At 65.4% G+C, this 21,942-nt stretch carries 19 protein-coding genes and 1 tRNA gene; 15 read left to right on the top strand and 5 right to left on the bottom strand.

The features are described from left to right. Positions 1–33 precede the first annotated feature (33 nt). Entirely contained in the window at positions 34–681 is a 648-nt protein-coding gene (locus BJ997_RS10865) for an MBL fold metallo-hydrolase (RefSeq protein WP_035835150.1), read from the bottom strand. A 120-nt stretch (positions 682–801) separates the two neighbouring features. Between BJ997_RS10865 and BJ997_RS10860 the strand changes: the two genes are divergently transcribed. Next, a tRNA-Glu gene (locus BJ997_RS10860) sits at positions 802–874 on the top strand. Between the two features lie 82 nt (positions 875–956). On the opposite strand, the gene BJ997_RS10855 is transcribed toward BJ997_RS10860, so the two are convergent. Beyond that, positions 957–2,126 (bottom strand): glycine C-acetyltransferase, encoded by a 1,170-nt coding sequence (locus tag BJ997_RS10855; protein WP_035835149.1) that lies wholly within the window; start codon positions 2,124–2,126, stop codon positions 957–959. A 49-nt stretch (positions 2,127–2,175) separates the two neighbouring features. Then, the gene (tdh, locus tag BJ997_RS10850; protein WP_035835148.1) at positions 2,176–3,219 is read right to left on the bottom strand and encodes an L-threonine 3-dehydrogenase; all 1,044 of its coding nucleotides are present in this window, start codon (positions 3,217–3,219) and stop codon (positions 2,176–2,178) included. A 336-nt stretch (positions 3,220–3,555) separates the two neighbouring features. On the opposite strand from tdh, the gene BJ997_RS10845 reads away from it, so the two are divergent. The 8 genes from BJ997_RS10845 (at position 3,556) to BJ997_RS10810 (ending at position 12,031) form a co-directional block, all read left to right on the top strand. Further along, positions 3,556–4,581 (top strand): TerC family protein, encoded by a 1,026-nt coding sequence (locus tag BJ997_RS10845; RefSeq protein ID WP_052541933.1) that lies wholly within the window; start codon positions 3,556–3,558, stop codon positions 4,579–4,581. A 104-nt stretch (positions 4,582–4,685) separates the two neighbouring features. Next, positions 4,686–5,486, top strand: a complete 801-nt coding sequence (locus BJ997_RS10840; protein ID WP_236628761.1) for a PP2C family protein-serine/threonine phosphatase — start codon at positions 4,686–4,688, stop codon at positions 5,484–5,486. Between the two features lie 162 nt (positions 5,487–5,648). Next, complete coding sequence (gene leuC / locus BJ997_RS10835; RefSeq protein ID WP_035835178.1) at positions 5,649–7,079, top strand: 3-isopropylmalate dehydratase large subunit; 1,431 nt, start codon at positions 5,649–5,651, stop codon at positions 7,077–7,079. Positions 7,080–7,081: 2 nt separating this feature from the next. Continuing rightward, positions 7,082–7,693, top strand: coding sequence for a 3-isopropylmalate dehydratase small subunit (gene leuD, locus BJ997_RS10830; protein WP_035835146.1), 612 nt, complete (start codon positions 7,082–7,084; stop codon positions 7,691–7,693). 81 nt (positions 7,694–7,774) lie between these two features. Continuing rightward, positions 7,775–9,103, top strand: coding sequence for a UDP-N-acetylglucosamine 1-carboxyvinyltransferase (gene murA / locus BJ997_RS10825; protein ID WP_035835177.1), 1,329 nt, complete (start codon positions 7,775–7,777; stop codon positions 9,101–9,103). 7 nt (positions 9,104–9,110) lie between these two features. After that, positions 9,111–9,911 carry a lysophospholipid acyltransferase family protein gene (locus BJ997_RS10820; protein ID WP_052541932.1) on the top strand — a complete coding sequence of 267 codons (801 nt, stop codon included), beginning with the start codon at positions 9,111–9,113 and terminating at the stop codon, positions 9,909–9,911. 4 nt (positions 9,912–9,915) lie between these two features. Next, positions 9,916–11,028, top strand: coding sequence for an NAD(P)H-dependent glycerol-3-phosphate dehydrogenase (locus tag BJ997_RS10815; RefSeq protein WP_420827181.1), 1,113 nt, complete (start codon positions 9,916–9,918; stop codon positions 11,026–11,028). Continuing rightward, positions 10,934–12,031, top strand: coding sequence for a D-alanine--D-alanine ligase family protein (locus BJ997_RS10810; protein ID WP_035835143.1), 1,098 nt, complete (start codon positions 10,934–10,936; stop codon positions 12,029–12,031). Before BJ997_RS10815 ends, BJ997_RS10810 begins: the two co-directional genes overlap by 95 nt. Before the next feature lie 7 nt (positions 12,032–12,038). Here BJ997_RS10810 and BJ997_RS10805 read toward each other — a convergent pair whose 3' ends face one another. After that, positions 12,039–12,536, bottom strand: a complete 498-nt coding sequence (locus BJ997_RS10805; protein ID WP_035835141.1) for a DUF3515 domain-containing protein — start codon at positions 12,534–12,536, stop codon at positions 12,039–12,041. A gap of 24 nt (positions 12,537–12,560) precedes the next feature. Between BJ997_RS10805 and thiL the strand changes: the two genes are divergently transcribed. Continuing rightward, entirely contained in the window at positions 12,561–13,568 is a 1,008-nt protein-coding gene (gene thiL, locus BJ997_RS10800) for a thiamine-phosphate kinase (protein ID WP_183323444.1), read from the top strand. 17 nt (positions 13,569–13,585) lie between these two features. On the opposite strand, the gene rsmD is transcribed toward thiL, so the two are convergent. Beyond that, positions 13,586–14,158 (bottom strand): 16S rRNA (guanine(966)-N(2))-methyltransferase RsmD, encoded by a 573-nt coding sequence (gene rsmD / locus BJ997_RS10795; protein WP_035835140.1) that lies wholly within the window; start codon positions 14,156–14,158, stop codon positions 13,586–13,588. Positions 14,159–14,202: 44 nt separating this feature from the next. On the opposite strand from rsmD, the gene BJ997_RS10790 reads away from it, so the two are divergent. From BJ997_RS10790 to BJ997_RS10770, 5 genes are all read left to right on the top strand, one after another. Beyond that, positions 14,203–16,503 carry an ATP-dependent DNA helicase RecG gene (locus BJ997_RS10790; protein ID WP_084141029.1) on the top strand — a complete coding sequence of 767 codons (2,301 nt, stop codon included), beginning with the start codon at positions 14,203–14,205 and terminating at the stop codon, positions 16,501–16,503. A 62-nt stretch (positions 16,504–16,565) separates the two neighbouring features. Then, the gene (gene coaD / locus BJ997_RS10785) at positions 16,566–17,054 is read left to right on the top strand and encodes a pantetheine-phosphate adenylyltransferase (protein ID WP_035835138.1); all 489 of its coding nucleotides are present in this window, start codon (positions 16,566–16,568) and stop codon (positions 17,052–17,054) included. Next, on the top strand, positions 17,051–18,151 hold the full coding sequence (locus tag BJ997_RS10780; RefSeq protein ID WP_084141028.1) for an AAA family ATPase: 1,101 nt from the start codon (positions 17,051–17,053) through the stop codon (positions 18,149–18,151). Before coaD ends, BJ997_RS10780 begins: the two co-directional genes overlap by 4 nt. 12 nt (positions 18,152–18,163) lie before the next feature. Next, on the top strand, positions 18,164–19,519 hold the full coding sequence (locus BJ997_RS10775; protein ID WP_052541931.1) for a DUF58 domain-containing protein: 1,356 nt from the start codon (positions 18,164–18,166) through the stop codon (positions 19,517–19,519). Beyond that, a complete protein-coding gene (locus tag BJ997_RS10770) occupies positions 19,512–21,941 on the top strand; it encodes a transglutaminase TgpA family protein (protein WP_035835135.1) in 2,430 nt (809 codons plus the stop codon). Before BJ997_RS10775 ends, BJ997_RS10770 begins: the two co-directional genes overlap by 8 nt. The last annotated feature ends 1 nt before the right edge of the window (position 21,942 follow it).

Genomic DNA, 21,942 nt, shown 5'->3' with positions numbered 1-21,942 from the left:
TGCAAATTAGCTGGGGATCGTGGCCAATTCTCGCTAGAGGTCCAGGGAATCACCGGGCTCAAGTGGGAAAAAATCGCCGCCTCCCTGCTCGGTGGCAGCCTTGATGCGCGCGTTGGACAGGTCTTTGCCGGCGCGGGAGAGCACCATCTCGTGCGTCGGAAAGCTTCGGAGTGGCTTCACGGCGAGTACGAAGTCGATGACTTCGCTGATCTTCAACCAGGGTGCACCAGCAGGAACAGCGAGGGTGGATACCGTGACGCCCTGCGGGATCGTAAACGAATCACCGCCGTAGTACAGTTCCTCGTTGATCAGAACACCGACATTATCGACGATCGCAAGTGACTCATGGATCACCGCGTGATGCCGACCGAAGAAGCGCAGCGCGAACGGCCCGACGTCGATGGAGTCCCCGTCGCGCACGATCGTGATCTTCGCGTCGCACACGGCGGCGGCCGCTGCGGCGACGCCCGCCGGGGCGAAGATGGGCACATCGGCGTTCAGCTCGAGAACTCGGCGCAGTTGCTCCGGTGTCCAGTGGTCGGCGTGCTCGTGGGTGATCACTATGGCCGCGGTTCCGGCCGTATCCGTGAGGGCGGTTGTGAACGATCCGGGATCGACAAAGAGCTTCTGTCCCGACAGCTCGAGGATGAGTGCGGCATGCTCGAGCTTGGTCAGTTTCATGCCCCGAGCTAATACCCATTCCGGCTGGGACGCAACATGGAGCGCGCTATTTTCGTCTGGGGGCAGTCTCGGTTTGGTTGTGCCGTCTTTCGTATGGCATACTCATAAAGTTGCAAAAACGGCCCCATCGTTTAGCGGCCTAGGACATCGCCCTCTCACGGCGGTAACGCGGGTTCGAATCCCGCTGGGGTCACTCTGTTTCAGCACCACCCGTTACACAACAGAAAACCCCCGACGAGTCGGGGGTTTTCTGTTTCCTGGGCGCCTAGCTGTACCTAGCTCACGGCGGCGACGAACGCACGCACGCAGGTCTCCACATCGTCACTGGAATGGGCGGCCGACAGCTGCACCCGAATACGAGCCTGGCCACGGGGGACGACTGGAAAGCTGAACGCGGTCACGTAGACGCCTTCCGCCAGCATGCGCTCGGCCACACCCGCGGCGAGAGAGGCGTCACCGAACATCACGGGAACGATGGGGTGTTCCCCGTCGAGGAGATCGAAGCCTTCCTCCGTCATCCGCTCGCGAAACAGTGCAGCGTTCTGCTGGAGACGCGCCCGCCGGTCGGCGCCCGCGGAAACGAGGTCGAGGGCCGCGAGCGTGCCGGCGACGACGGCCGGAGCCACGGTATTGGAGAACAGATAGGGCCGCGCACGCTGGCGCAGGAGGGCCACGATTTCGGTATGCCCACTGACGTACCCGCCGGAGGCCCCGCCGAGGGCCTTGCCGAATGTTCCCGTGGTGACGTCCACGCGCCGTTCCACCCCGGCGAGTTCCGGCGTGCCCCGCCCGTTCTCGCCGATGAAACCCACAGCATGGGAATCGTCCACCATCACCAGAGCGCCGTATCGATCGGCGAGGTCGCAGATGGCGGCGAGGGGCGCGAGGTAGCCGTCCATCGAGAAGACGCCGTCGGTCACGATGATGCGTTGCCGTGCACCTTGGGCCGCCACGAGCTGCGCCTCGAGGTCAACCATGTCGCGGTTCTTGTATCGGTAGCGGGCCGCCTTGCAGAGTCGGATGCCGTCGATGATGGACGCATGGTTGAGTTCGTCGCTGATGATGGCGTCTTCGGCCCCGAACAGAGTCTCGAAGATGCCGCCGTTGGCATCGAAGCAGGAGGAGAAGAGAATGGTGTCTTCGGTTCCGAGGAACGCGGACATCCGCTGTTCGAGCTCGACGTGCAGCTCCTGGGTGCCGCAGATGAACCTCACGCTCGCGAGACCGAAGCCCCAGTCGTCCATGGCGTTCTGCGCGGAGGAGATGATGTCGGGGTGATTGGCCAGGCCGAGGTAGTTGTTCGCGCAGAAGTTCAACACGTCCACGCCGCCCGTCATAATGTGCGCCGACTGCGCGGAACCCAGCTGACGCTCGTTCTTGAAGAGGCCGGCCTCGCGAATCTCATCGAGGGACTGCTGCAGCTGGGCCTTCATCGTGCCGTACATAAGACTCCTTGCAAGTAGTGGGATGGTGCGGGGTCTGTGGGGGAGGGCGTCATATGCCGCTCCAGTCGAGAACGACCTTCCCGCCGCTTCCGGCGCGGGCTGCGGCGAAGCCCTCCTCCCACCGTGTGGCGGGGAAGCGGTCGGTAATCACGAGCGAGAGTGCCGCGCGTAGGCGCTCGCTTGACTGGAGCATCGTGCTCATCGCCACCCAGGTCTCGTACATCTCGCGGCCATAAATGCCCTTGATCGTGATCATGTGAGTAACCACGCGGGCCCAATCCAGATCGATGGATTGGCTCGGCAGCCCAAGCATCGCGACGCGCCCGCCGTGATTCAGATTGGTGACCATTTCGGGCAGGGCGCCCGGGTGGCCCGACATCTCAAAGCCGACGTCGAAGCCCTCGCGCATGCCCAGGATGGCCTGTGCTTCGGCGATCCGCGTGCGGGAAACATTCACGCCGAGGTCTGCGCCCATGCGCCGGGCCAGCTCAAGACGCGGCTCAGAGACATCGGTGACCACGACGAAACGCGCGCCCACGTGGCGGGCGACGGCTGCCGCCATGAGTCCGATGGGACCTGCGCCCGTGATAAGCACATCCTCGCCGACCAGCGGAAAACTCAATGCCGTGTGCACGGCGTTGCCGAACGGGTCGAAAATCGCGCCGAGGTCCGGGTCGATCCCGTTGTGGTGCACCCACACATTCGACTCGGGAATTACCACATACTCGGCAAAGGCGCCATCGCGGTTAACGCCGACGCTGAGGGTACGGATACACATCTGACGCCGCCCCGCGCGGCAGTTTCGGCACGTACCGCACACGATATGCCCCTCGCCCGAGACCATGGCACCCACCTGCACGTCGCGCACGCGCGCACCGATCTCGACCACCTCGCCGTAGAACTCGTGTCCGGGAATGATGGGAGGTGTGATCGTGCCAGCGGCCCAGGCATCCCAGGCTTCAATGTGCAGGTCCGTCCCGCAGATGCCAGTGCGTAGCACGCGGATTTTGACGTCGGCCTCGCCTGTGTTGGGTTCGGGCCGTTCGGCAAGTTCGAGCCCCGGCGCGCCGGATGGTTTAAAGAGTGCGAGCACGGGCTTGTGGCCTTTCGTTCATCGTTGAACCGTCGAACGCGCGCGGTAGCGACATTCCTGACGTTGTGACGAGTGTAATCGCGTTCCCGCGGCTGACCGAATGAGCGGGGTCCTGATAGAATTTTCACAGCGAAAGGGAGTATCCCTAGGAGCCCGGAATGGGATCCATGTTGCGATCGTCAATACGGGCTCCATCGTCGAAGCCCCGGTCGTGGTGGTGCCCTACTCCTCCGGAAGTTGTGGCGCGGGAGAGACTTTCGGGTTCACAGCTGCGCAGCACCCCTGACGGTGCTACGAAAGACAGTGCAGCACCCCGTCACAGTGAAAGGCCCCCTGTTGGAACTCGCCCTGCCCCTTTGGTTCGAAGTCGGATCACTCGTCGTATTGTCGCTCATCCTCCTCGGGGACCTGCTGCTCGTCTACAAGCGTCCCCACGTGCCGTCCATGCGCGAGGCCAGCCTGTGGGTGGCGTTCTACGTGGGACTTGCCCTGATCTTCGCCCTGCTCATGCTCGTGCTCGGCGACGCCGAAAATGCCGGGCAATTCCTGGCGGGCTGGCTCACGGAATACAGCCTGAGCATCGACAACCTCTTCGTCTTCGTTATCATCATGGCGAGGTTCTCGGTGCCGAGGAAGTACCAGCAGGAAGTGCTGATGGTGGGAATCATCATCGCACTGGTGCTGCGCGGGATCTTTATTCTGCTCGGCGCGCAGCTCATCGAAAACTTCAGCTGGATCTTCTACATCTTCGGCGCATTCCTGCTGTACACGGCGATCAAACAGGCTCTCGCGAAGGAAGACGAGGACGAGGGCACCGAAAATGGATTCATCCGCTTGCTTCGCCGACGAATCAGCATCTCTTCGGAGTACGACGGATCCAAGATCCGCACGCTCGTCGACGGCAAGAAGATCTTCACGCCGATGCTCATCGTCTTCCTGGCAATCGGCACGACAGACCTGATTTTCGCCCTCGACTCGATTCCCGCCATCTTCGGTATCACGCAGAGCCCGTTCATCGTCTTCACTGCCAATGTGTTCGCCCTCATGGGCCTTCGCCAGCTGTATTTCCTGCTCGGCGGGCTGCTGGAACGACTCGAATACCTCAAGTACGGCATTGCCGTCATCCTCGCCTTCATCGGCGTGAAGCTCGTGCTCCACGCCCTGCACACCAACGAACTGCCCTTCATCAATGGTGGTGAGGGCGTGGCCTGGGCGCCAGAGATCGGCACGTGGACGTCGCTGGGCGTGATCATCGGGTCGATGGCGGTCGCGACGATAGCGAGCCTGATCAAGGCGCGCTATGACGCCCACAAGCGCGGCCACACGCTTGCCGAGGAAATCTCCGACAAGGTCGAGAGCTAGAACCGGTTCGCGGCTTGGTACGGTAGGTTGCGTTGCCCCACACGGCGCGACATGACTTTCGCGTACAGAGCGAGAAGGATGCGGGTCAGGTTGGGAGCGGTACGGTGCACATTCCGGTGAGCGGTGTGAGTGAGATGAACCTGCAGGGTGGAATCGCTCGCTGTCGATTCAGCGTTCGCAGCGAAGTCGGCCTGGTGCGCAAGATCCAGGAAGACAGCGTCATGGCGCAGTCTCCGGTTTTCCTCGTGGCCGACGGCATGGGAGGCCACGCCCAGGGCGACGTGGCAAGCCAGACAGTCGTGCGCGTGTTCGACGAGCACATTGAGCGGGACGTTCCATCGACACCCGAGCGCATCCTCGATGCGATCCATTCGTCAAACGACGCCGTTCGAGACCTGAGCGGTGTCGGGGACTACGGCGCGGCCGTCTCCGGCACGACCCTCGCGGGCGTGGCCCTCGTCGACGCCGGGGATGACGTGGGCTATCACTGGATGGCGTTCAACGTCGGTGACTCCCGCATTTACACCTGGCAGGACGGTGAACTCGCCCAGCTCAGCGTGGACCACTCCGCGGTGCAGGAGATGGTCGACGCCGGCCTGATCACAGCCGAAGAGGCCGAAAAGCATCCGGAACGCAACGTGATCACTCGGGCGATCGGCGCCGACGAGTTCGTCGACGCCGACGTGTGGCTCCTCCCGGCCATCGGCCGTCATGCGTTCCTGATTTGCTCCGACGGCCTCACCAAAGAACTGGACGAACGCGAGATTGCCGAGGTGTTGCGATCCCACCGGCCGAGCGACAGCGACCCCCGCGGCCTGGCCGATATTCTCGTGGACGAAGCCCTCGAACGGGGTGGCCACGACAACGTGAGCGTGGTCTTCGTCGAGGCCGACTACGAGGCGTGACCCCGGCCGAGGTGTTACCCTCAAAGAATGCTGGCAGCTCGACTTCTTCTTCTGTGCCGCGACGAGACCCAACTCTGAGGCCTTCCTCGTCGCGGCGTTCAGCGTTGGCTGCTACCTATTTCTGAGGAAGACGCACACATGACGAATGACTCACGCACAACGATGGCGACGCCCCGTACCCTGGCCGAAAAGGTGTGGGACAAGCACCTCGTGGTCAAGGGCGAAGACGGCACGCCAGACCTGATTTACATAGACCTGCACCTGCTTCACGAAGTGACCAGCCCGCAGGCATTCGACGGACTGCGACTGGCGAACCGTCCGTTGCGGCGACCCGATCTGACGATCGCCACCGAGGATCACAACACGCCTACGCTGGCCATTGACCGACCGATCGCCGACCTCACCAGCCGCACTCAGATCGAAACGCTGCGTCGCAACTGCGAGGAGTACGGCGTTCGTTTGCATTCCCTCGGCGACATCGAACAGGGCATCGTGCACGTGGTCGGTCCGCAGCTGGGCCTGACCCAGCCCGGCATCACAGTCGTGTGCGGAGACTCCCACACCTCGACTCACGGCGCCTTCGGTGCAATGGCACTCGGCATCGGCACGAGCGAGGTCGAGCACGTGATGGCTACCCAGACCCTGTCTCTGAACCCGTTCAGGACCATGGCGATCACGGTGAACGGCGCCCTGCGCCCCGGCGTCACGGCGAAGGACGTGATTCTCGCCGTCATCGCCCAGATCGGCACCGGCGGGGGACAGGGCTACGTGCTCGAGTATCGCGGCGAAGCCATTCGTTCCCTGTCTATGGAGGGCCGTATGACGATCTGCAACATGTCGATCGAGGCCGGCGCCCGGGCGGGCATGGTCGCGCCAGACCAAACGACCTACGAGTACCTCAAGGGACGCGCCCACGCGCCCAGCGGATCCGACTGGGACGACGCCGTCGCCTACTGGGACACGCTTGCGACGGACGCCGGGGCCATGTTCGACGCGGAGGTCGTCATCGATGCCTCCGCACTCGAACCGTTCGTCACCTGGGGCACGAACCCCGGGCAGGGCGTGTCGCTGAGCGGCGCGGTTCCTGACCCGTGCGACATGAAAGATGCCAACGAACGCTCGGCGGCGGAACGCGCGCTCGAATACATGGACCTCGCCGCGGGAACCGCGATGAAGGATATCCACGTTGACACGGTTTTCCTCGGCTCGTGCACGAACAGCCGGGTCGAGGACCTGCGTGCCGCTGCAGAGGTGCTTCGGGGGCACACGATCGCTGACGGAGTGCGGATGCTCGTCGTTCCCGGATCCGCACGCGTGCGCATCGAAGCCGAGGCCGAGGGCCTCGACAAGATCTTCCTGGATTTCGGTGCGGAGTGGCGTTTCGCCGGATGCTCGATGTGCCTCGGCATGAATCCGGATCAGCTGGCGCCGGGGGAACGCTGCGCCTCGACCAGCAATCGCAACTTCGAGGGCCGGCAGGGCAAAGGTGGACGCACCCACCTGGTGTCTCCGCTCGTCGCCGCCGCGACGGCCATTCGCGGCACCCTCTCGAGCCCCTGGGACCTTGCACAGCAGCAGGATGGAGACAAATAACCATGGAAAAGTTCACAACTGTAACGGGCGTTGCCGTACCGCTTCGTCGGTCAAACGTCGACACCGACGCCATCATCCCGGCCGTCTATCTCAAACGGGTCACCCGCACAGGATTTGAAGACGCGCTCTTTGCCGCGTGGCGCACCGATCCCGATTTCGTGCTCAATAAGAAGGAATATAAGAACGGGCGTGTTCTCGTAGCGGGGCCGGATTTCGGTATCGGTTCCTCGCGTGAACACGCCGTGTGGGCACTTCGGGATTTCGGTTTCGACGTGGTGCTGAGCCCTCGTTTCGGTGACATCTTTCGTGGAAATGCCGGTAAGCAGGGCTTTCTCGCAGCACAGGTGACCGAGGCGGATGCCGAGACCCTGTGGAACCTGATCGAGGCAGATCCGGGAATCGAACTCACCGTCGACCTCGTCTCAAAAACGGTGCGTGTCGGCGATCTCACAGTCTTGTTTGTGATCGATGATTACACTAGATGGCGGCTGCTCGAAGGTCTTGACGACATCGGGCTGACCCTGCGCGACGAAGCGCGAATTGCAAAATTCGAATCGAAGCGGGAGACGTGGCTGCCCCGCACTCTCCCCGTACTTTCTCCACAAGGCAGGTAATTCTTGAGCACTCTGACTAATGATGCGAAGCCGACGTCCGACGACCAGAATCGCGGTAGCGCCCAGAATCACGGCGCGGCCGTGGGGCTGACGGCCGACAAGATCACGATTCGTGGCGGTATCCCCCTGGTGGGTCGCATCGAGGTCAAGGGTGCCAAGAACCTGGTCACGAAGGCCATGGTCGCTGCCCTGCTCGGGGAGACCCCGAGCCTGCTCCAGGATGTGCCCAACATCAGCGACGTGCGCATCGTGCGCGGCCTGCTCGAGGTTCACGGCGTGAAGGTGACAGAGGGCGACGAGCCCGGCGACCTGATCCTTGACCCGGTGGACGTGGAGAGCGCGCACTTCGCCGCGATCGACGCGCACGCCGGCTCCTCGCGCATCCCGATCCTGTTCTGTGGGCCGCTGCTGCACCGCCTCGGCGAGGCTTTCATCCCCGACCTGGGCGGATGCCGAATCGGCGACCGACCGATCGACTTCCACCTGGACGTGCTGCGCAAGTTCGGCGCCGTCGTGGAGAAGCAGCCCAACGGCATTCGGATGTCTGCGCCGAACGGCCTCAAGGGCACCAAGGTCGAGCTCCCGTACCCGAGCGTCGGAGCCACGGAGCAGGTGTTGCTGACCGCGGTTCGGGCCGAGGGCATCACAGAGCTCAAGGGTGCCGCGATCGAGCCAGAGATCATGGATCTCATCAATATCCTGCAGAAGATGGGTGCGATCATCACGGTCGACACCGACCGTGTCATCCGCATTGAAGGCGTTGAGCGCCTCGAAGGTTACCGTCACCGCGCGCTGTTCGACCGCAACGAGGCAGCCAGCTGGGCCGCTGCGGCCCTCGCCACCGACGGCGACATTTTCGTCGGCGGCGCGCGCCAGTCCGAGATGCTCACCTTCCTCAACGTCTTCCGCAAGGTCGGTGGGGCATTCGAGATCCACGACGACGGCATCCGCTTCTACCACCCCGGCGGCGACCTCAAGCCCGTGATCATCGAAACGGATGTGCACCCCGGCTTCATGACGGACTGGCAGCAGCCTCTCGTCATCGCCCTCACGAAGGCGCACGGAACATCGATCGTGCACGAGACGGTCTATGAGCAGCGCTTCGGCTTCGTAGACGCTCTCGTGGAGATGGGCGCGACCATCCAGATCCACCGCGAGTGCCTCGGCGGGCACCCCTGCCGTTTTGGCCAGCGCAACTTCAATCACTCGGCCGTGATCACGGGCCCGACCAAGCTGCACGGGGCCGACATTGTCGTTCCCGACCTGCGCGGCGGCTTCAGCCACCTCATCGCTGCGTTGAGTGCCGAGGGCACGTCGACAGTCAGCAACGTGGGAATCATCAGCCGTGGTTACGAGAATTTCATCACCAAACTGCGGCTTTTGGGGGCGGACTTCGATCTCGAAGGATAATGGGTCTGTGTCAGACCAAAAAAGTCCAGAAGAGAATCATTCGAATTCCGCGAACCCGCCGAGGCATTTCCGTTCGGAGAAGAGCCGGCCCTCGGCGTTCTGGATTCTTGCCGCCATCCTGTTGCCGGTCATGAACCTGGCAGCGCGGTTTCGCATCGTGGACGCCGACAAGTTTCCTCGCACCGGGGCGTTCGTGCTCGCGCCGAACCACTACAGCGAGATCGACCCCGTGGTGATGGGAGTCGTGTCCTGGAAGCTCGGTCGCCTGCCTCGGTTCCTGGCCAAGGCATCAGTTTTCGAGATTCCGATCGTGGGTGCCGTTCTGCGCCGCTCCGGCCAGATTCCCGTGCAGCGGGGCGGTTCTGTCCGCGGAAGCGGACCGGTCAAGGCCGCCCAACTTCTTGTGGAGCGCGGGCAGATGGTCGTCGTCTACCCGGAGGGCACGCTCACGCGTGACCCCGACATGTGGCCTATGCGGGGCAAGACCGGCGCGGTGCGCATCGCACTCGAGCAGGACATCCCCATCGTGCCCGCGGCTCACTGGGGTACCCAGCACGTCATGGAACGCTACTCAAAGAAGATCAGCTTCTTCCCCCGCAAGACCATCTCTGTAAAAATAGGCGACCCGGTGGACCTCAGTGCCTTCCGGGGACGCAGCCTCGACACGGCCACGCTCAACGAAGCAACTGCCGTGGTGATGGAAGCCATCACCGGTCTGCTCGAAGATCTGCGAGCCGAGAAGGCACCGGTCAAACGCTGGAACCCTGCGGAACACAATCAGAAAGAGACCGGTCGTTTTGAAGCCTAAGATCGTGCCCGGCACCCGCGTTGCCGTACTCGGAGCCGGTAGTTGGGGCACCACCTTCGCCAAGATTCTTGTGGACGGCGGCGCCGACGTTGTGCTCTGGGCACGTCGCCCCGAACTGGCCCGCGAGATCTCGGAGGCGCGCCGCAACAGCGATTACCTGCCGGGAGTGAACCTGCCCGTCGGCCTGCGGGCCACGTCGCGGCTCGACCTGGCCCTCGCCGGGGCGGAGTACGTTTTCGTGTCGGTACCGAGTCAGTCCCTGCGGGAAAACCTGATCGCGGCCGAACCCTATCTGGCGCCGAACGTGACGATAGTGTCGCTCATGAAGGGCGTCGAGCGTTCCACCGGGATGCGTATGAGCACTGTCATCGAACAGGTGCTGCCTATTTCCCCCGAACGCATCGCCGCGATTTCCGGGCCGAACCTCGCGCTTGAAATAGCGAAGGAACAGCCCACGGGGGCGGTTGTCTCGTCGAGCAGCCTCGAAACGGCTCAGGCTGTTGCCAAGCTCGCCACGAACCGATATTTCCGGTCGTACGTGAACACCGACGTGATCGGCACCGAATTCGGCGGCGTGTTGAAGAACCTCATCGCCGTGGCTATCGGGATCGTCGACGGGGTCGGTTTCGGCGAAAACACCAAAGCATCGATCATCACCCGCGGCCTCGTGGAGATGACCGACTTCGCGGTGGCGTTTGGTGCCCACCCCGAGACACTGGCCGGCTTGGCAGGCCTGGGCGACCTTATCGCCACCTGCCAGTCACCACTGTCCCGCAATAATACGGCCGGTCGACTGCTCGGACAGGGCTACAGCATCCACGACGTCGTGAAGCAGATGCAGCAGACCACAGAGGGTCTCGCATCTGTGAAGCCGATCCTGGAGCTGGCGCGTGCCAAGGGCGTCGCCATGCCGATCGTCGAACAGGTTCGCCAGGTTCTCGACGGCACGCTGAATCCGCGTGACATTGCGCCTCACCTCACCACCGACTCCAGCGAACCGCAGGGCGAAAGGACGATTGACGATGGACAAGCTCACGGTAGTGCTGCTCTTTGGGGGGCGTTCAAGCGAACATTCGATCAGCTGCGCGACGGCGGGCGGAGTTCTCGGCGCGATTGACCGGGAACGCTACAACGTCATCCCTGTGGGCATCACGCGCTCCGGTGCATTCGTACTCGAAGACGACGACCCGGCGAAGTTCGCCCTCGATGCCCAGGCGCTGCCCGCTGTCGCCGACAACGGCAGCCGCGTCCGTTGGCCGGACAGCACGGACACCCGCGAGCTGACGGTGACGGATGCCCTCGGCACCCGTTACTTGGGCGCCGTCGACCTGGTCTTTCCCATCCTGCACGGGCCGTTCGGTGAAGACGGCACGATTCAGGGCATGCTCGAACTTATCGGCCTGCCCTATGTGGGGTCGGGAGTACTCGCCTCGTCGCTGGGCATGGACAAACACTTCACCAAGACCGTCTTCCAGCAGGCGTCACTGCCGGTGGCGCCCTGGCGCACGATGACAGCGGATGAGTGGGCAGAAGCCCCTGGCATGGCCTACGCCGCGCTTGAAGAGCTCGGCGCTCCGGTCTTCGTGAAGCCTGCACGCGCAGGTTCGAGCGTGGGCGTCAGCAAGGTGTCCAGTGCTGACCAACTGGCCGAGGCGATGGCCGTGGCCCTTGCGGAAGACAGCAAGGTGCTCATCGAGGCCGAGCTCGTTGGCCGTGAACTTGAGGTGGCGGTGTTGCAGGGGCGTCCGGGGGAGTCGGCACGAGCATCCGTTGCCGGTGAAGTCGTGGTCACCGGACGCGAATTCTATGATTTCGAGGCCAAGTACCTGGGCGCGCCCGGCATCGACCTCGTGTGCCCGGCCGTCCTCGGCGATGCGGAGCTCGCGGTGATGCGCCGTCTGGCGATTCACGCGTTCGACTCGATCGGCGGCGCCGGCCTCGCCCGGGTGGATTTCTTTCTCACGGCTCACGGCTGGGTGATCAACGAGATAAACACCATGCCGGGGTTCACGCCCATCTCGATGTTCCCGAGCTGCTGGCTCGCGAGCGGCTTCAGCTACCCGGAGCTCATCGACGAGCTCATCGACGTGGCGCTCGCGCACGCCCGTCACGGCTCCTAGCGAACGACTACGGGGCGTCGGTGGGAAGCGGAATGTCTTCGGCGCCGAGGCACTGGGAGGTGGCGGGTACGCCGGAGACGGCGCTCGCGATATCCACGAGAGCGGTTGTACCACTGACCTTCTCCGAGTCGATGACGATCTCGATCGCGGGATCCCGGCCGTAGGTCGTGTAGCGGTAGCGAGGCGCGTCGGAGTCGTCCTCGATCCAGTCGATGCCGTTGATGTTCAGGCACGGCAGCGTGGTGGGGCCGGGCACGGTGACCCCGCAGTGCAGCAGCACCGCGGCCGGGTCACCCCACGCTCCGGTTGCCTGCGCGTTCGTCTCGCGGGAAGGCTGGTCCGCGATGGATTCGGGCAGGTGCACGATCACGTCGGCGCAGGCGGGGTTGGTGGCATCGGCGGCGGGTTCGAGCGGAACAGCGGGGGCGCAACCAGAAAGCAGGAGCGTGCCGAGCAGAACTGAAGCGGCGGCGGCGGAGCGCAGTGCCAAGGATCGGGGATTCATCAACTTCAGGCTACCGTTTGAAGCATGAAGACTCCTGCCGACGCGAGCGCCCGTTCTCCCGAAACGCTCAACGATGTGAGCGAAATCGCCGTACTCGAGCGAATCTTCCCCCGGCTTCCCACCTCGTCGGCTCAGCTTCTCGGCCCCGGGGATGATGCCGCCGTGCTCGCGGCGCCCGATGGGCGATTCGTCGTGACGACCGACATGATGATTCAGGGCCCGGACTTTCGTCTGGCCTGGTCGACGCCCAACGACCTGGGCTGGAAGGCGGCAGCCACGAACCTGTCGGATGTCGCGGCGATGGGGGCACGTGGGACCGCGCTGGTGGTGGCGATCGCCGCTCCTCCGTCAACGCCCGTGTCGGTGTTGGAAGGCATCGCCGACGGCTTGCGCGAATGCTGCGAGGCGCTTGCCCCCGGCTGCGGCGTTGTCGGCGGCGATCTGTCGGCCTCGGATGCCCTGACGCTCGCTGTCACGGCCTTCGGCGATCTCGAGGGGCGCGAGCCCGTGACACGCTCCGGCGCGCGCGTGGGAGACGTTGTGGCGCTCGCGGGGCGGCTCGGAGAAGCGGGGCTCGGCCTCGAACTGCTGTTCAGGCTCGGCGTCGACGCCGAGGGAGTTCCGGATGCGGGTCGGGCTGCGGCACTCAGGGCGCAGCACCCCGACGCGGTCGCGGCCCAGTTGAGGCCAGTGCCGCCGCTTGAGTGCGGTCCGGCCGCAGCCCTGGCCGGGGCCACGGCAATGCTCGATGTGTCAGACGGCCTCGCCCTGGACGCCGGGCGTATCGCCCGGGCGAGCGGCGTGGGCATCGACTTTCGTTCGACCGCGCTCGGCGAGCGGATCGACGTGGCGCTGGGCGGCGGGGAAGACCACGGTCTGCTGGCGACCTTCCCGCCAGAGGCTGTCCTTCCCGAAGGCTTCCGGGCGCTCGGGTTGGTCACAGCGGATGCCGGGTCGGTGTCGGTCGATGGTGAGCCGCATGCGCAGGGTGGCTGGGACCCGTATCGCGGCTGGGACGGCTCCGTCGGCTGACTGGCGGGAGGTACGGCTCAGGCCGGGGTGGTGCCGGCGTACCAGACCGTCGTGTCGCCGTAGTCCTTGCGGCGCTCGAGTTCGAGCGCTGTTCCCCAGTGGGGTTCGGGGGAGCGCGAACTGCGCTCCACGATGATCAGTGCATCATCGGCGAGCAGGGGCGCGAGGGCCGCGAGGCTGGCGGTGAGTTCGGTTTCGCCGAGGTCGTAGGGCGGGTCGATGAAGACCACGTCGAATCCGTCTGGCGTGGCAGCGAGAAAGGACTGCACGGCCTGGGCCGTGACCCGAATCTTGAGGTCGGTGCCCTTGGGGGCCGAGCGCTGCACCGCTTCGGCGTTCTTGCGGCACATCTGGGCCGCAGCGAAGGCGTTTTCCACGAGTGTGACCACGCGTGCTCCGCGGCTGGCGGCCTCGAGGCCGAGGGCACCCGACCCTGCATACAGGTCGAGTACGCGCATGCCGCCGAGGGCGTCGCGGGCGTCGAGGGCTGAGAAGATCGCCTCCCGAACGCGGTCGCTTGTGGGGCGCGTGCCGGACTTGGGCACGGTCAGGGTGAGGGAGCCGGCAAACCCGGAGATTATTCGCGTCATGTCCGGTTAAGCCTAGTGTCGGTGGTCGCGCCTACGATTGAAGCATGACCGGTTCGAGCGACCCAGCTGACCCAGGGCCTGCTGACCCAGGGCCTGCTGATCCTGCTGACCCTGCTCGCCATGCGCCTCGGCAGCTCCTCAGCCCGGCGGCGGGCACGTTTACCCTCGACACGCCCTTGGTGACCGTGGTGGGACAGGCCACCGCCACGGCCCTCGGTAAGGCCTTCGGCATGGCCAACGTCGCCGACCTGCTCGGACACTACCCCCGTCGCTATGCCCAGCGCGGCGAGCTCGCCCCGCTGAGCGAGTTGCCGCTGAACGAACACGTCACGATCGTAGCCGAGGTGCTCGCGTCGTCTCAGAGCCCTATGAAGGGCCGGCCTGGCTGGATCGTCTCCGCGAAAATCTCGGACGGCCGGGGCATCCTCGCCCTCACGTTCTTCGGTAAACGGCGCATGGACTGGCGGCTGACCGACCTCCGGCCGGGTGTGCGTGGCATCTTCGCCGGACGGGTGACCAACTACAAGGGCACGCTCCAGCTCGCGCACCCCGACTACCGCACCTTCGAGGCCGAAATCGAGGCCGCGGAGGCGGCCGAGGTCGATCCCAAAGCCAGACGGATGCTGCGCGAAGTCGTTCCGATCTATCCCGCCACCGCGAGCGTCTCGAGTATGACGATCGAGGCATCCGTCGAGCTCGCCTTGCAGGGTCTCGGAGACGTGCCCGACCCCGTGCCCGAGGAACTTCGGGTGGAACAGGGGCTGCTGGCCCACCGCGACGCCCTCGTGCTCATTCACCATCCCGAGGACAACGAGCAATGGCGGGGCGCCCAGGCCACGCTGCGCTTCACCGAAGCATGGGTCCTTCAGGCGGCCCTCGCGCAGAAACACAGCCTGGCGAGGGAGCAACTCACCACACCACGGGTGCCCGCGCCCGGTGGGTTCCTCGAGCGCTTCGACGCAGCTCTGCCCTTCGTTCTCACCGTTGACCAGGAAATCACTGCGGCCGAGATCGCCTTCGACATGGGCCAGCCCAACCCCATGAACCGGCTCCTGCAGGGCGAGGTTGGTTCGGGTAAGACCGTCGTGGCCGTGCGAGCCATGCTGGCTGTGGCCGACAGCGGGGGACAGGCTGCCCTGCTGGCCCCCACCGAAGTGCTCGCCGGCCAGCACGTGCGCTCAATCGTGGCTATGCTCGGCCCGGACCTCGCAGCGGAACTCATGCCCACCCTCCTCACCGGCAAGCTTTCCGCCGCCGAGAAGCGCAAGGCACTGCTGCGCGTCGTGTCAGGGCACTCCCGCATCGTCATCGGTACGCACGCCCTGCTCAGCGACAACGTGACCTTCTTCGACCTCGGGCTCATCGTGATCGACGAACAACACAGGTTCGGCGTCGACCAGCGGGAAACCCTGCGGCTCAAGGGCGACCTGCCCCCGCACGTGCTCGTGCTCACGGCTACGCCCATTCCGCGCACCATCGCGATGACAGTTTTCGGCGACCTGAGCGTGAGCACGATCAAGATTCTGCCTACCGGGCGCCAGCCGATCCAGACCGTCGTTGTTCCGCTCGACGAACACCCGGAATGGTTCTGGGAGGTGTGGAAGCGGCTCGCCGTTGAGCTCGCACTCGGCAGGCAGGGCTTTGTCGTGTGCCCCGCGATCGCGCCCAAGGAGCCCGAAGAGGAAGAGCCAGGTGCCGCGCCGGCCCCGCCCCCGGAGACCAGCGCCAAACCCCTCATCGATGTGGAAACGACCCTCGCCAACCTGCGGCAGCTGCCCGGTCTCTCGACCTATCGTCTGGAGGCTCTGCACGGGCGCATGACGAGCGAGGAGAAAGACCTCACCATGAGGGCCTTTGCCGCCGGGGAGATAGATGTGCTTGTGGCCACAACAGTCATTGAAGTGGGCGTCGACGTGCCGAACGCCTCCGCCATGGTCGTGTTGGATGCCGACAGATTCGGGGTCTCCCAGCTGCACCAGTTGCGTGGCCGGGTCGGCCGGGGCGGTATTCCGGGGCTCTGCGTGCTCGTGACCAACGCGGCGCTCGGCTCGACCGCCCGCGAGCGCATTGATGCCGTGCAGGGCACCCTGGACGGTTTCGTGCTGGCCGATCTCGACCTGCGCTTGAGGCAGGAGGGCGACGTGCTCGGCGACCTGCAATCCGGTGGCATGTCCAGCCTGCGGTTGCTGCGGGTGGCCGTCGACGGCGAGATCATCGCGGCGGCGCGCGCGGCGGCATTCTCTCTCGTGACGGGAGATCCGGGGCTGCGCACCCAGCCCGCGCTGCGGGAAGCCGTTCGGCGTCGGCTCGACGAGTCAGAGCGCACCTGGCTGAGCAAAAGCTGAGCGCTGCACTCCAGGACAGGCGGGCGCTTACCCCGGCAACCAGAGGGCGCTAGGGTGTTTGTATGCGCAGGATCGCCGTCGTACCCGGTTCATTTGACCCCGTCACCCTTGGTCACCTGGATGTGATCGATCGTGCCGCCGGCCTGTTCGATGAGCTCCATGTTCTCGTCGTGCACAACCCCGACAAATCTGCTCTGCTGCCGATCAGTCAGCGCGTTTCGCTTCTCGAGCGGGCCATTGCCGAGGCGGGGCTGCCGACCAATATCGTTGTGGCATCGTGGAGCGTCGGTCTGCTCGTTGACTACTGCCTCGACGTGGGGGCGAGTGTTCTCGTCAAGGGCGTGCGATCGCAGATCGATGTGACGTACGAAACTCCGATGGCGATAGTCAATCGCAATTTGGCAGCCGTCGAAACCGTTTTCCTGCTGCCGAATCCGGCCAACGCGCACGTGTCGAGTTCACTTGTTCGCCAGGTGGCAGCCCTGGGCGGCGATGTCTCACCCTATGTTCCCCGGGTCGTGGCCGACTACCTGCAGAAAGCCACGGTATGACCCCTTCCTCAGCTCGGTTGCCCACCCCCCTCGTTCCCGTTTCGGCGTCGAACACTGGAGTGGGTCACGGTCATGAGGAAGACACATCCGGCACGGAGGTGCCTCCGCTCTCCCTCGCCGAGGTGCAGGCCGCCGGCCGCGCGATTGTGCGCAATGTCGAGAAAGTGCTCGACGGAAAGCACGTGGCGGTCTTCACAGCGCTCACAGTGCTGCTGGCCGAGGGACACCTCCTGATCGAGGATGTGCCGGGAGTCGGCAAAACCATGCTCGCCAAGGCGCTGGCCCGCTCAGTCGACTGCTCCGTGAGTCGCATCCAGTTCACGCCCGACCTGCTCCCCTCCGATGTGACGGGCGTCGCCGTGTACAACCAAGCCGACCGCCGTTTCGAATTTAAACCCGGCCCGGTGTTCGCCAACATCGTGATCGGCGATGAAATCAATAGGGCGAGCCCGAAGACTCAATCGGCATTGCTGGAGTGCATGGAGGAGCGGCAGGTCACCGTGGACGGAACGACCTATCAGCTCGCACTGCCGTTCACCGTGATGGCCACACAGAACCCGATCGAAATGGAGGGCACCTATGCTCTCCCCGAGGCGCAGCGTGACCGCTTCATGGCCCGCATTTCCATGGGCTACCCCGACACGGAGTCCGAATTGGCCATGCTGGATTCGCGGGACACCGAGAGCCCCCTGGCCCTGATCGACGCGGTTGTCTCCGGGGAGGAACTCAACAGGATGATGTGGGCGGCGCGGGGCGTTTTCGCATCCGCTGTCGTCAAGGAATACGCCGTGACCATCGTGCGCGCAACACGCGAAGACCGCGATTTGCGGCTCGGAGCGAGCCCCAGAGCGACCCTGCAACTGATCAGGGCGGCCAAGGCGCAGGCGGCGCTGTTCGGGCGCGAGTATGTGCTTCCCGACGATATCGATTCCCTTGCCGTGGCAGTTCTGGGGCACCGCCTTGTGCCCACCAGCCGGGCGCTGGGGCACCACCACCAGGACAGTGGGCCGCTCATCGAAGAGGTGATCCGGAGAATCCTGGCGACGACCGCGGTTCCCGGGGCTCGGGCGTCGCTCGGCACACCGGAACCTGCCTGACCGGATCACGGAATGCGGCGCATCGTGCTACCGTCCTGGGCTCCCCGGCTGACCCCCCGGGGCTGGACCTGTGTGGTTCTGGGCGCCACCCTCGCGGCCCTCGCGCTGTGGATCAATCAGCAAGACCTCTTCGTGGTGGCCTGCCTGCTCGTGGTCGCGCCCCTGGTCGCTCTCGGCTACGTGGCGATCCGGCCTGGAGAAGTCGGGGTGGCGCGGTCGTTCCGGCCACCGATCGTGCCGGCCGGAAGTGAGGCGCTGGTGGTGCTGGAGCTTCGAAACCTGTCGATGCGCCCGCTTGATGGGGCGTCCTGGCGGGATTCACACGGTCTCGAGGGTGATTCCTCGAAGAAGCCTGGGCTCGGGCTGCCTGCCTTGGATCGCCATCGGCCAGGACCGGATACCGGGCCGGATTCCGTGCGTCTCGAATACACTGTCACACCTCGCAGACGCGGAGTCTTCCCCTTCGGTCCGCTGGTGATCGGCCGGAAAGACCCCTTCGGCTTCGCCCTTCGAGAACACCCCATCGGGCAACCACACGACCTGGTCGTGACCCCCCAGGTGACCCCGTTGCCTCGATCCGGTGGTGCGGTCACGAGGGGCGACGGGACCGTGAGGGATCTCTTGCGGTCGCTGAATCCGATGTCCGACGAGCTGATTGCCCGCGAATACCGCCCTGGCGATCCCCTGAGACGGGTCAATTGGCCCGCCACGGCGCGCCACGGCGAGATCATGGTTCGTCAGGAGGAACAGCGCAGCAACCCCGAAGCTCGCATCATTCTCGCCACCACGACCCCGGGCGTCAGTGGGTCGGGTCGCGCGGAGCCGGGTCGGAGCCGCGGCGTCGCGGGGGGCTTCGAACTCGCCATCGAGCTCGTGGCGTCCATCGGTGTGCACCTTCTCGATGCGGGACTCAAAGTTCAACTCGTCGAAACCGGGCCGAGCCAGCTCGTCGCCGGTTCCACCCAGAACCGCGGCGGTCTGCGCGGCGACGCGCCCCTGGTCTGTCGCGCACCAGGGGGAGAGCGGCAGCTTCTAGAGGGCTTAGCCAACCTCGAACCGGTCGCCCGTGCGAGCGTCGCGGACGGGCCGCGAACGGCCCAGGCCGGCTCCACTGACTCCGGCGGTGGCCGTCTCCCGACATTCGCCGTGCTCTGGAGCGCTTCGGAGGCGGATGCCGCTGAGCTCGCCGGCATGCGCGGACGGTGCGAACCTGCGGTCGCGTTCGTGCTCGAATCGGTCGGGCTGCCCGCCCGGGCACTGCTCCGGGATTCCGGCTGGCAGTGCATTTCGTTACGCAGCGCACGGGAAATCCCCGCCGCCTGGGAGAACGCCCTTGCTCGCCGGGACGGTGAAACCGACGATGTCTGATCCCGCCGCCGTCGCATCCGTCGCCCGCCCGCGTAGCCCCGCTTCGACGCCCGCGGCCGTGCCCTCTGCGCGCGGCCGAAGGCCCTCCCGCCCGCTCCCGGCCGCCACCGAATGGCCGCTCATCCTCAGCCTGCTCCTGCTGCTGACGGTCGCCTGCGGAGCCCTTGGACCGCTGCTGCGTGGTTCGTGGTGGTGGTGGCTGATGGCGCTGACGGCCGCCCTGGTGCTCGTGAGCGCCGCGTTGTTTCGGCGCGTCGGCCTGGCGCGGGCGCTCGTCCCCATTGCGTCCCTGACGGTGCTGGTCGGTGCCCTGACGCTGTTCTTCGGTGGCGGCACCGGGCTGCTCTGGCTGATTCCCACCCCGGAATCGGTGGGGGTCCTCGATGGCCTGGTCCGGAGCGGGGCGGACTCGATCGCGCAGCAGAGCGTGCCCGCGGAGGTCACGGGCGGCATCCTCTTTCTGCTGGCGGCCGGGGCGGGCCTGATCGCCGCCGTGATGTACGTAGTGGCCGTGACGTTTCGCGCGCCGGCCCTCGCGGGAGCTCTCGTACTGGTGCCCCTGCTCGTACCTGGAGTCATCCAGTCGGGTCCGGCCAACGTGATCATCCTCACGCTGACCGCCATCGCCTATTTGGTGGTTCTGCGCGTGGACGTGAGGCGTCGCCGGTCGCTCGATGCTGTGGCCTCCGCGGCCGGCTCCACGGCGCGGGTTTTCGTGTCATCGCTCCGTCGCCAGTCTTCACCGCTCTGGGGCACGGTCTCCGTGGGCGCGGTGGCCATTGTGCTGTCCCTGGTGATCGGCCTGACGACTCCCGGCCTCACGGGAACGGCTGAGGGTCGCCAAGGCTCGAACGCCTTGCTCTTCGGCAGCGGCGTGAGCCCCATGATCAACCTGGGCCAGGACCTGCGGCGGCGGGAACCCGGCCCCGTGCTGCACTACACGTCGACGGCCGAACAACGCTCGTATTTCACTCTCCTCACTCTCGACTCCTTCGTCGGCTCCACGTGGACGGCCCGCATCGACGGGGCGGAGAAGACCAACTTGGTGGGGAGCATCGACCGACCGCCCGGACTTGCCGATGATGTGGCGACCACGGATGCGCAGACATCCGTTGTGATCGACGGCGTGAACACTCGATGGCTCCCCGTGCCTGCCCGAACGGTTGGTGTGGAGGGGCTCAGGGGAAGCTGGCACTGGGACACCCGAACGCGCGCCATCGCCAGCGACGACATCTCGACCCTGGGTCAGGAATATACCGCGACGTCGTTGGACGTGCAGCCCACCGCCGAACAACTTCGGGCATCGGGCCGTGAGTATCCCAGAGGGCTCTCGCCCAACCTCGAGCTGCCGACGCAGATGCCCGACATCATCGCGAGCACGGCCGCGGAGGTCACCGCCGGCGCCGCCTCGGACTACGACGCCGCTGTGGCGCTTCAGGGCTACCTCAACAGCAGCGCCTTCGCCTACGACACGGAGAGTCCGGTGGAGCAGGGTTACGACGGCGGCGGCGTCGACGTGGTGGGCGTCTTCCTCGACACGAAGCGCGGATACTGCGTGCACTTCGCCTCGGCGATGGCCACCATGGCGCGCGCACTCGGTATTCCCTCCCGAATCTCACTCGGCTACCTGCCCGGCGTCAAATCGCAGGATCTCGAACAGGGGCTCGGGCAGTATCTCGTGGACTCCCACGACCTTCATGCCTGGCCGGAGCTGTATTTCGTGGGTGTGGGTTGGGTTCCATTCGAGCCGACACCGGGTCGGGGGACCGTGCCCAACTACGAGGCGCCGACCGCCGTTGAGACGCCGACGGAGCTACCAGGGCAGGCCGCGGGCACCACGGCGCCACGTACGGGGCCGGATCCCCTCGCCGGCGACGTGCCACTTCCGGGGGACGCATCATCGGCCACGGCGGAATCGGCCAGTGTTCTCGGTCGGGCCGGACTGGTGTCGCTGGCACTCGTACTCCTGATGCTGGTGCCGGCGGCCGCTCGGGCGATGCAGCGCGTCGGCCGCCGCCGGCGCATCCGCTCGGGCGCCCTCACCCGTCGCGAGGCGAGTCAGGCCGCCTGGACTGAGGTGGCCGACGTTGCCGTGGATCATCACCTCGACACCGCGGACACCGAGACCCCGCGCGAGTTTGCGGCGCGGCTGACCCCCCTGCTGGGCAACGGTTCGACGGCCGCCACTGTGCTTGAGGCTCTGCTCGTTGAGGTGGAGCGTGCCCGGTTCGCGCGCCGTGGCGCAGAAGACCCACCTGAGCCGGGTCCCAGCGCCGAGACGGGTGAGCGCCTCGGCGAGGTGACCGCCGCGATCCGGGCAGGCTCGACGCGCCGTGACCGACTGTGGGCACTCCTCTGGCCGAAATCCCTCATCCGGGGCGTATGGCTGCGGCTGAACGGACGCTCCCCGCGAAACGCGTAGA

This window comes from Cryobacterium roopkundense (assembly GCF_014200405.1).
Taxonomy (GTDB): Bacteria; Actinomycetota; Actinomycetes; order Actinomycetales; family Microbacteriaceae; genus Cryobacterium; species Cryobacterium roopkundense.
Note: the sequence above shows the minus strand (reverse complement) of the source record. Positions and strands in the feature narration are given on the sequence as shown.

What these genes read in the sequence shown, in the direction of transcription:
- BJ997_RS10770 (WP_035835135.1), top strand. Translation starts at nt 19,512, where the DNA reads ATGTCTGATCCCGCCGCCGTCGCATCCGTCGCCCGCCCGCGTAGCCCC.
- BJ997_RS10865 (WP_035835150.1), bottom strand. Translation starts at nt 681, where the DNA reads ATGAAACTGACCAAGCTCGAGCATGCCGCACTCATCCTCGAGCTGTCG.
- coaD (WP_035835138.1), top strand. Translation starts at nt 16,566, where the DNA reads ATGCGCAGGATCGCCGTCGTACCCGGTTCATTTGACCCCGTCACCCTT.
- BJ997_RS10805 (WP_035835141.1), bottom strand. Translation starts at nt 12,536, where the DNA reads ATGAATCCCCGATCCTTGGCACTGCGCTCCGCCGCCGCCGCTTCAGTT.
- leuD (WP_035835146.1), top strand. Translation starts at nt 7,082, where the DNA reads ATGGAAAAGTTCACAACTGTAACGGGCGTTGCCGTACCGCTTCGTCGG.
- BJ997_RS10810 (WP_035835143.1), top strand. Translation starts at nt 10,934, where the DNA reads ATGGACAAGCTCACGGTAGTGCTGCTCTTTGGGGGGCGTTCAAGCGAA.
- leuC (WP_035835178.1), top strand. Translation starts at nt 5,649, where the DNA reads ATGGCGACGCCCCGTACCCTGGCCGAAAAGGTGTGGGACAAGCACCTC.
- BJ997_RS10780 (WP_084141028.1), top strand. Translation starts at nt 17,051, where the DNA reads ATGACCCCTTCCTCAGCTCGGTTGCCCACCCCCCTCGTTCCCGTTTCG.
- BJ997_RS10855 (WP_035835149.1), bottom strand. Translation starts at nt 2,126, where the DNA reads ATGTACGGCACGATGAAGGCCCAGCTGCAGCAGTCCCTCGATGAGATT.
- BJ997_RS10775 (WP_052541931.1), top strand. Translation starts at nt 18,164, where the DNA reads ATGCGGCGCATCGTGCTACCGTCCTGGGCTCCCCGGCTGACCCCCCGG.
- thiL (WP_183323444.1), top strand. Translation starts at nt 12,561, where the DNA reads ATGAAGACTCCTGCCGACGCGAGCGCCCGTTCTCCCGAAACGCTCAAC.
- BJ997_RS10790 (WP_084141029.1), top strand. Translation starts at nt 14,203, where the DNA reads ATGACCGGTTCGAGCGACCCAGCTGACCCAGGGCCTGCTGACCCAGGG.
- rsmD (WP_035835140.1), bottom strand. Translation starts at nt 14,158, where the DNA reads ATGACGCGAATAATCTCCGGGTTTGCCGGCTCCCTCACCCTGACCGTG.